The organism is Streptomyces sp. NPDC007162 (assembly GCF_040634175.1).
In the GTDB taxonomy this organism is placed as follows: Bacteria; Actinomycetota; Actinomycetes; order Streptomycetales; family Streptomycetaceae; genus Streptomyces.
In genome coordinates this window covers 1-2881 of record NZ_JBEYFC010000798.1, presented here as the reverse complement: position 1 = coordinate 2881, position 2881 = coordinate 1, and the positions used below count along the sequence as shown (strand labels likewise).

The 2881-nt window shown below is 69.5% G+C and carries 3 protein-coding genes and 1 pseudogene; 3 read left to right on the top strand and 1 reads right to left on the bottom strand.

Annotation, left to right across the window (positions count from 1 at the left end; genetic code table 11):
* The 3 genes and pseudogenes from ABZ646_RS44115 to ABZ646_RS44105 form a co-directional block, all read left to right on the top strand.
* A pseudogene (locus ABZ646_RS44115) lies at nucleotides 1-130 on the top strand (DNA-directed RNA polymerase subunit alpha); the annotation flags it as partial.
* Between the two features lie 318 nt (nucleotides 131-448).
* Nucleotides 449-784: a MerR family transcriptional regulator gene (locus tag ABZ646_RS44110; RefSeq protein ID WP_360532715.1), complete on the top strand. Its 336-nt coding sequence runs from the start codon at nucleotides 449-451 to the stop codon at nucleotides 782-784.
* Between the two features lie 229 nt (nucleotides 785-1013).
* On the top strand, nucleotides 1014-1220 hold the full coding sequence (locus tag ABZ646_RS44105) for a cold-shock protein (RefSeq protein WP_351566560.1): 207 nt from the start codon (nucleotides 1014-1016) through the stop codon (nucleotides 1218-1220).
* A gap of 119 nt (nucleotides 1221-1339) precedes the next feature.
* Here the strand turns inward: ABZ646_RS44105 and ABZ646_RS44100 are convergent, their stop codons facing one another.
* Nucleotides 1340-2497: a hypothetical protein gene (locus tag ABZ646_RS44100; RefSeq protein WP_360532711.1), complete on the bottom strand. Its 1158-nt coding sequence runs from the start codon at nucleotides 2495-2497 to the stop codon at nucleotides 1340-1342.
* Between the last annotated feature and the right edge of the window lie 384 nt (nucleotides 2498-2881).

Genomic DNA, 2881 nt, shown 5'->3' with positions numbered 1-2881 from the left:
GGCGAAGCTGGCCGGCATGGGCCTGGCCCTGAAGGACAGCCCGCCCGGATTCGACCCCACGGCCGCCGCCGACGCCTTCGGCGCCGACGACGACGGTCGGACGGGTTTCATGGAGACCGAGCAGTACTGAGCGCAGTGTCCGGGTCGGGTGGGGGGGCCGGGAAGGCAGAGGAGCCGGTGATGAGCACCGGCCGACCACACCGGCTCCCTGCCGACCCGGCCTACCCTCCCCGGGCCTGCTCGGCTCGGCCTTGTCCGGGTCGGGCCGTGTTCGGTGGCATGTGAGGGTGGGCGCGGTGCTGGTGTGGCCGTGAGCGGAAATCTGTTACGGCGCGGTCCGCGCCTCGCGGCGTTAGGGTTGTGCTGCGAGGCAGGTGGCGCTGAGTCTTCGGAGCGCGGACGCCGCGAACGCCTGCGTTCTCCGCCGCGTCCCCGAACCGAAGGTGCCATGCCCGCTGAGAAAACCCCTGTGGCCGTACACCTCGACGACGACTATCCCGCCTACACGATGGGGCGGGCCGCTGGCGTTCTCGGGACCACCCCTGCGTTCCTCCGGGCCGTCGGCGAAGCCGGGCTCATCGAGCCCCTGCGTTCGGAAGGCGGTCACCGCCGGTACTCCCGCCGCCAGCTGCGCATCGCCGCCCGCGCCCGCGAACTGGTCGACCAGGGCACCGGCGTGGAGGCCGCGTGCCGCATCGTCTTCCTGGAGGGCCAGCTCGACGACGCCCTCCGCGTGAACCGGGAAATGCGCGGCAAGCTCGACGGGCGCGGCACGGATATCTAGTGCCGCCGGTGCAGATTTATGGATTGCGGCGACGTGAGAATGATCGGACGCTCCGAGGAACGCGTGGGCGCCACCGGACGGCCTGTGTTAGCGTGCTGACTGTTGCGGTCTTGATTGCCGGAGACTTGTTCTTTGTGGACTTTCCGGGTCTTTCCGGAGGGGTGATCATCGCGGCGACCCGATTCCGTATGGTGCGGAGTCGGCACTGCCCCTCTTAGGGAGATTCAATATGGCATCTGGCACCGTGAAGTGGTTCAACGCGGAAAAGGGCTTCGGCTTCATCGAGCAGGATGGTGGCGGCGCTGACGTGTTCGCCCACTACTCGAACATCATCAGCAACGGTGGATTCCGCGAGCTTCAGGAAGGCCAGAAGGTCAGCTTCGACGTCACGCAGGGCCAGAAGGGCCCGCAGGCCGAGAACATCGTCGCTGCCTGACGCTGACGCTGACGCGTGTCGTCGCGAGCCAGTGGTTCGCGCATCATGTGGCTGGGGCCCGCACCCTTGGGGTGCGGGCCCCAGCCCATTGCTTTCCCTTTTCGGTCTTCCCTTTTCTGTCATGTCGCCGTGTCGAGGACCTGATCGGGTTCGGCCTGCCTGCCGCGGGGCCGGGACGTCCGCCGCCGCCGGTCTCGTACCGGCCGGAGCAGGACATATGCGGTGGAGACGATGACGAAGCCCAGGCGGATCAGGCCGCGGGCCGCGTCGTCGGGGACGACGAAGACCGTGCCGTACAGGGTGATCAGGCCGATCCAGCTCCACCAGGGCACCAGGCGCCGCTGTCCGATCACGTCCCACAGCAGTGTGCCCAGCAGGACGGAAGCGGTGTAGTACGTGTAGACGCTGGGATCCAGGGCGATCCGGGCGTTGGCGCCGAGGAGGACGACCGCGGGCCAGCGGCCTCGCCAGACCGCGACGCACCCCAGCGCCAGCCCCAGTGTGGCCTGCGCCGGCCGGTCCCAGGGCGGGGTTCGCGGATTGTCGACGCCGAGCCAGTGCAGCGCGGACGCGGGCTGGTTGGGGATGGTGAACTGGGCCGCGCCCAACGACTGCGGGGCGCTGAGGAGGAACGGCAGCCAGGCGAGCGCGACCAGCGCCGCGCACCACAGCCCTGCGCGCAGCCACTGCCTCCTCGGCAGGGCGAGCAGCAGCGGCAGGAAGGTCAGCGCGGTCGGTTTGGAGTCCACGGCCAGGGCCAGGAGGGCGCCCGTCGCGGCGGGGTTGCCGCGGGTGAGAGTGCAGACGGCGAGGGCCGTGAAGAAGAGCGCCAGGACGTCGTCGAGGTGGCCGAACCGGACGGCGACCTCGATCCACATCGGGATGAAGGCCAGGCCCGCGATCAGCACCCGCCGGCGCAGCCTCCGGTGGTTGGTGCCGGTGCCCAGGAGCTGCCAGGCGGCGCTGCGCCCTGCCACCACCAGGATCAGCAGACCGAGCAGGGACATCACCCCGGCGGCCAGTAACTGCCCGGCGGCCTCGGGCAGGGGGTTGAACAGGCCCGCCGCCAGGAAGCTGACAGGGCCCATCTGGAGTTCCGGGTGGTGGGCGTACAGATTCAGACCGCCGTCCGCCCTGCCCGAGCCGGCGTACAGCAACTCCCCGCCCGTACGCAGGTAGTGCCAGGAGAACCCGCCGTGTGGCTGGACCACGACGAACCAGAGGGTCGTCCAGGCGGTGAGCAGCAGCAGATGCCCCCGCTGGCTGATGGCCGACACGCTTTCTCACTTCCGGTTCTCGTCGCCTCGCTCGGTTCCCCTGCGTCATGCGCCCCTCTCTGAGATGGAAGGAAGGCGGGACAGGTTCTCGGTGGGAGGTAAGAAGCAGCCGGACGTCACCCGTTCCAGCAGAAACCCCCCAGGTCGTGGACCTGGGGGGCTCTGAAAAAGGGGGGAGCAGTGTCATCGGGGCCGCTACCGCCCGCTCCCCCCGGCAGAACGGTGGCCCGGGCCGGATTCTCCGACGGTCTCCTTGGCGCCGCCCCTCCGGGAGGCGGCGTGGTGGTCCAGCACCTTCATGATCTCCGAAGCGAGCACTTCTGACAGAGCGGCTCTCCTTGTCCGCGAAGGCGCGGGCGGGATTCACCGGCACCCACGCGCTGC